General features: G+C 69.6%; 5 protein-coding genes. All 5 read right to left on the bottom strand.

Annotation, left to right across the window (positions count from 1 at the left end; genetic code table 11):
- Nucleotides 1-320 precede the first annotated feature (320 nt).
- Nucleotides 321-935, bottom strand: a complete 615-nt coding sequence (locus AC13HU_RS30290; RefSeq protein ID WP_483045167.1) for a hypothetical protein — start codon at nucleotides 933-935, stop codon at nucleotides 321-323.
- Between the two features lie 111 nt (nucleotides 936-1046).
- A complete protein-coding gene (gene ahcY / locus AC13HU_RS30295; protein ID WP_483045168.1) occupies nucleotides 1047-2498 on the bottom strand; it encodes an adenosylhomocysteinase in 1452 nt (483 codons plus the stop codon).
- Between the two features lie 229 nt (nucleotides 2499-2727).
- A complete protein-coding gene (locus tag AC13HU_RS30300) occupies nucleotides 2728-3687 on the bottom strand; it encodes a cation diffusion facilitator family transporter (protein WP_483045169.1) in 960 nt (319 codons plus the stop codon).
- A 130-nt stretch (nucleotides 3688-3817) separates the two neighbouring features.
- Nucleotides 3818-5044: a mannose-6-phosphate isomerase, class I gene (manA, locus tag AC13HU_RS30305; RefSeq protein ID WP_483045170.1), complete on the bottom strand. Its 1227-nt coding sequence runs from the start codon at nucleotides 5042-5044 to the stop codon at nucleotides 3818-3820.
- A gap of 5 nt (nucleotides 5045-5049) precedes the next feature.
- On the bottom strand, nucleotides 5050-6022 hold a 973-nt coding region (locus AC13HU_RS30310; protein ID WP_483045171.1), incomplete at its 5' end, for an SIS domain-containing protein.

The following is a 6022-nucleotide window of genomic DNA, read 5'->3' on the forward strand; positions in this document are numbered from 1 at the left end:
AACCGATCGGAACGGGGTATCAACATATCTGGCGTTGACTTTTGGCACGCTGTTGAGTTCTCAAGAAACGGAAGCTGCCATCAGCGACCCTTCCGGGCCCCTCCGGGCTTTCCCTTCGTTGTGTTCCAACCTTAGCAGAAGCTTTTCGGTCGGAATTACCACCCGCCTTTCGGAGACACGGATGCCCGACTCAAGATTTCTCTCGACTGGGTGTTGGTGCCTTCGACAAGCGAAGAGGCAAGGTTCTCGCACGTTCATCCCGGACGGGTCCGGTTCGCGACAACCGTTCAAACCTACATCCCGCCTCGGCACGCGTCAAATCAGCCGAAGGTGGACGGGGGCGTGTCGAGGTCCTCCAGCTCGATGCCCGGCGCGGCCAGGACCACGTCGCCGGCGAGGTGAACGTCGTGCCGGTCGCCGGTGGCGAGGTCGTCCACGCGGAAGTTATCCACAGGCAGCAAACCGCTGTCCGTGGAATGTGCTGTCCTTGTGAGGAGCGACCAGGACTGGTCGACGGTGAGCGGTGCGAGGACGGGGGCCTGGAATGACACGAGACGTACGCGGGTGGCTGGCGCGCCCGGTTCGAGGCGCAGCAACCGGGCGGTGGCGATCAGGAACGCCGGCGATAGACCGGTGAACGCGTGCGCGGGTGCGTTGCCTTCTTGGGCGTGCTCGCCGGTGGGGTCCGTTCTGACCCAGGTGACGCCGTCCAGCGCGGCTGCGCGGACCTGCCATGCGGCGGCGTGCAGTTCGAGACGGATGGGACGGCCGAGGTCGTCGATGGTGAGGTCGATCGATCCCGCGTGTGCGCCTTCGGGCGTAGTGGTCTGCGCGGTGTAGCGCCAGCCGGAGGGTCCGGTGGCGCAGTGGAAGTGTTCTGCACCCAGGGGAGTGTGGTCATGCGTGTCGTAGAAGGAGTAGCGGCCGCGGGGCATCGTCCGGTTTCGGGGTCTGGCAAGGCCCCCGCCTCGCGGGCGAGACGGGGGCCGGTGCGCGGTGGATCTGTTCGCCGCTTGGTGAGTCGCGCGGGTGCGCGGCTTCGCCGGTCAGTAGCGGTAGTGGTCCGGCTTGTAGGGGCCCTCGACCTTGACGCCGATGTAGGACGCCTGCTCGGGCCGGAGCGTGGTGAGCTTGACGCCCAGCGCGTCCAGGTGGAGGCGGGCGACCTTCTCGTCGAGGTGCTTCGGGAGCACGTAGACCCCGATCGGGTACTCCTCGGGCTTGGTGAACAGCTCGATCTGGGCCAGCGTCTGGTCCGTGAAGGAGTTGGACATCACGAAGGAGGGGTGACCGGTCGCGTTGCCGAGGTTCAGCAGACGGCCCTCGGAGAGCACGATGAGCGTCTTGCCCTCGGGGAAGGTCCAGGTGTGGACCTGCGGCTTGACCTCGTCCTTGACGATGCCGGGGATCTTGGCAAGGCCGGCCATGTCGATCTCGTTGTCGAAATGGCCGATGTTGCCGACGATCGCCTGGTGCTTCATCCGGGTCATGTCGGAGGCCATGATGATGTCGCGGTTGCCGGTGGTGGTGACGAAGATGTCGGCGGTCTCGACGACGTCGTCGAGGGTAGCGACCTGGTATCCGTCCATCGCGGCCTGGAGCGCGCAGATCGGGTCGATCTCGGTGATGATGACGCGGGCGCCCTGGCCGCGCAGCGACTCGGCGCAGCCCTTGCCGACGTCGCCGTATCCGCAGATCACGGCGACCTTGCCGCCGATGAGGACGTCGGTGGCGCGGTTGATGCCGTCGACGAGCGAGTGGCGGCAGCCGTACTTGTTGTCGAACTTCGACTTGGTGACCGCGTCGTTGACGTTGATCGCCGGGAAGAGCAGCGTGCCGTCCTGCTGCATCTCGTACAGACGGTGGACGCCTGTGGTGGTCTCTTCGGTGACGCCACGGATCTCGGAGGCGAGTTGGGTCCACTTCTGCGGGCTCGCGGAGATGGTGCGGCGCAGCAGGTCGAGGATGTAGCCGTATTCCTCGCTGTCGTCGGCGGCGGTGGCCGGGACTGCGCCGGCCTTCTCGAACTCGACACCCTTGTGCACCAGGAGTGTGGCGTCGCCGCCGTCGTCCAGGATCATGTTCGGTCCACCGGTGGGGGTGTTCGGCCAGGTCAGGGCCTGCTCGGTGCACCACCAGTACTCTTCGAGGGTTTCGCCCTTCCAGGCGAAGACGGGGACACCCTGCGGGTTGTCGGCGGTGCCCTCGGGGCCGACGGCGATGGCCGCGGCAGCGTGGTCCTGGGTGGAGAAGATGTTGCAGGACGCCCAGCGGACCTGCGCGCCGAGGGCGACGAGGGTCTCGATGAGGACGGCGGTCTGCACGGTCATGTGCAGCGAGCCGGTGATGCGGGCGCCTGCCAGCGGCTGGGCCGCGGCGTGCTCGGAGCGCAGAGACATCAGGCCGGGCATCTCGTGCTCGGCGAGGGCGATCTCCTTGCGACCGAATGCGGCAAGGGAAAGGTCCGCGACCTTGAAGTCGGTGGCGGTGGTGGTCATACGGGCTGCTCCTCGTGGCTGTCGAGGTGGACGTGGACACGGCGCTGCCGCGCGGCATGGCGTGCCGAGAACTACGGACACACCTGTCCCCATGTGGCAGCGCAATCCGTCGGAGGCCCTCTCTCCCTCGGCCGGTCGTTGTGCGGTGACCGCCCGACCGCCATCAGCAGCGACGTCTGGCTAGGTATGAATCTACACCGCACGGCGTATCTGCCGCAGGGAGTCGCGGTCAGCGGCCGCCGGGCGTTTGATCGGGGTCGGGGCCCGCCGCGGCGGCGGCCGCGCTGTAGATGTCGGGTTCGAGATAGATGACGCGGGCGATCGGCACAGCGGCGCGGATGCGCTCCTCGGCCGCGTCGATGGCGGCGGCGACCTGGGCGGCGGTGTCGTCGTGGTCCACGGCGATCTTGGCGGCGACCAGGAGTTCTTCCGGGCCGAGGTGGAGCGTGCGCATGTGGATGACGCCGGTGACGGTGTCGCCGTCGGCGATGGAGGCCCGGATGCGGTCGATGATCTCGGCGCTGGCGGCTTCGCCGATCAGCAGGGACTTGGTCTCGGCGGCGAGGACAAGTGCGATGCAGATGAGGAGAGTTCCGATGCACAGGGTGCCGATGCCGTCCCAGACACCGCTGCCGGTGGCGAGGGCGATACCGACGCCGGCCAGGGCGAGGGCAAGTCCGATCAGGGCGCCGAAGTCCTCCAGTAGGACGACGGGGAGTTCGGGTGCCTTGGCGCGGCGGATGAACTCGGTCCAGGACAGATCGCCGCGGGTGTGGTTGGACTCCTTCATCGCGGTGCGGAAGGAGGAGCCCTCGGCGAGGATCGCGAAGACCAGGACGCCGACCGGCCAGTACCAGTGGTCGACCGGGTGCGGGTGGCGGACCTTCTCGTAGCCCTCGTAGAGGGCGAACATGCCGCCGACGGAGAACAGGACGATCGAGACGAGGAAGGCGTAGACGTAGCGTTCGCGACCGTAGCCGAAGGGGTGTTCCTCGCTCGCGGCGCGCTTGGCCTTCTTGCCGCCGATGAGCAGAAGCGCCTGGTTGCCTGAGTCGGCCACTGAGTGCACGCCTTCGGCGAGCATCGAGGACGAGCCACTGAACGCGAAGGCGACGAACTTGGCGACGGCGATCGCGAGGTTGGCGCTGAGGGCCGCGATGATCGCCTTACTTCCGCCTGACGCGCTCATTGGTGGTGGGTGTCCCTTCGGTCGGCTCGGTCGGCGGGCGCTCGGCACCCGCCGGTTCGGGCGCTGCGGACGGGCATTCTCGCAGAGCCCTGCCCCGGTGTCCTGGTTGTCTGGCGGTGCGTCAGGGGGGCTATGCGGTCACGGTCGCCCGGAAGAGGGTGCCCTGGCCGGTGAGTTCGGTGCGTTCGCCGGCTGGGACGTAGGCGGATTCGCCTTGCGCAAGGGTGAGCGTGGTAGCAGGAGAGGAGGCGGTATGGGGAGCGTCGACGGTGCGCAGGCGGATCTCGCCGCTGGTGCACAGCAGGATCTGCGGGGTGCCGGCGGGCAGTGTGCGGGGGTCGGCGCCGGGAGCGAGCAGGCAGCGGGAGAGCCGGAACTCGTCGATTGGGGCCGGGTAGAGCTCCTCGCCGTCGGGGGTGGCCTCGGGGCGAAGTACACCCGGGTCGCCGGCCTCGAAGCGGACGATGCGCAGGAGTTCGGGTACGTCGATGTGCTTGGGGGTGAGGCCGCAGCGCAGGACGTTGTCGGAGTTGGCCATGATCTCGACGCCGAGGCCGTCAAGGTAGGCGTGCGGGACGCCGGCACCGAGGTAGAGGGCTTCGCCGGGTTGCAGGCGTACGTAGTTGAGCAGCATCGCGGCGATGATGCCCCGGTCGCCGGGGAAGCTGTGGGCGGCCTTGGCGTAGGCGGCGTAGGCGTCGGCGTGGGGAGCGCCGGGGGTCGCTGCGAGGCGGGCGGCGGCCTCGGTGGCGGCGCGGACCGTGTCGGCCATGGCGTCGGGGTCCGCGCCGAGCACGGCCGCGAGGACCTCGCGCAGGGCCCGGTCCTCGGGGTGGGCGCGGAGGATGTCGACGTAGGGCGTGAGAGTGGGGACGCCGAGTGCGTCGATGAGGTCGGCGGCTTCGGCGGGCCGGCGGAATCCGCACAGGCCGTCGAAGGGGGACAGCGCGACCATCATCTCGGGCTTGTGGTTGGCGTCCTTGTAGTTGCGGTGCGGAGCATCCAGGGGAATCCCGCGGGCCTCCTCGTCGGCGTAGCCCGCCGCCGCCTGGGCAAGGTCGGGGTGGACCTGGAGGGAGAGGGGCGCACCTGCGGCGAGAACCTTGAACAGGAAGGGCAGGTGGGGACCGAAGCGCTTGACGGCGGCTACGCCGAGTTCGCCGGTGGGGTCGGTGTCGATGACGGCGTCGAGGGTGACGGGGCCCTGGCCGCGGTCGATGCGGGAGGGCGCGCCGGGGTGGGCACCCATCCACAGTTCGGCTTGGGGCTCGCCGGTGGGCGAGGTGCCGAGGAGTTCAGGGATCGCGGTGGTGGAGCCCCAGGCGTAGGGGCGGATGGTGTTGGTGAGGCGATTCATTCCGGTCATGGTCTCTCGGTCGAGGCGACGGCCAGGTATGCGGCGGCGAAGTCGGTGAGGGCAAGGAGTTCGGCTGCGATGTCGAGCGGGGTACCGCCGGGAGCGGTGATCTCGCTGAGCGGGGTGTCGTGGGCGTATGCCTGCTCGCGCGCGGCGGGTGCCGCGGAGCCGGGCTGGTCGGGGGCTTCCTGGAGCATGACGATGCGCAGCCGCAGCTCCTGGGTGTCCTCGACCCGGTCGCGGAAGAAGTCGTCGGGGTCGCCGGCCAGGGCGTGGGCGCCGGCCTGCAGGGGGCCGTGAGCGGTGAGGGCGGCGGGCAGTTCGGCGGCGAGCGCGGGCCGCCCGGCGCGGGTGGCGAGCACGGTCGCGAAACGGCGCGCACCGGCGGCGGCGACAGGTCCCTGGCTCCACAACAGGGGCAGGGAGTCGTCGAGTTCGGCGGCGAGGGTCTTGGCCGGATTGGTGTAGGTCGCGACAGCCGGGCCGCAGCGGGTGGCGATCGCGTCGAGCCGGTCGGCGACTGCTTGGAGGGCGCTGATGGGTGCGCTGATCAGACCGATCCGGCCGATGAGGGCCAGTACCGGGGTGAGTAGCGCCCAGAACGCGCCGGTGTCGGTGGCGGCCACGGCGGCGCCACCGGCGGAGTCGAAGCCACTGCCCGGGCCGGCGAAGGGCAGCGCCATGCCGTGGACCTGTCCGACGGCCTCGGCGAGCGGAGCTTTGGCGGGCGTGACGGCGGCGGCGGTGCAACCGCGGCGGTACGCCTGCTCGACGAGGTCGGTGAGGCCCTGTTCCGTGCCGTGCTCGCTGAGCAGGAGCAGGAGGTCGAGCGGGCCGGTCCAACCGGGCAGGGTCCAACGGGCCTGCGCCGGCGTCGGGCCGGTCGGGGTGAGTATCTGGACCGGGGCGACGCCGGCGCCGAGCGCGGCGAGCAGGTCGGCGACGGCGGCGGCCTCGGGACCGCTGCCCGCGACGAGC

The sequence above is a fragment of the Streptomyces sp. NH27 genome (assembly GCF_056859195.1).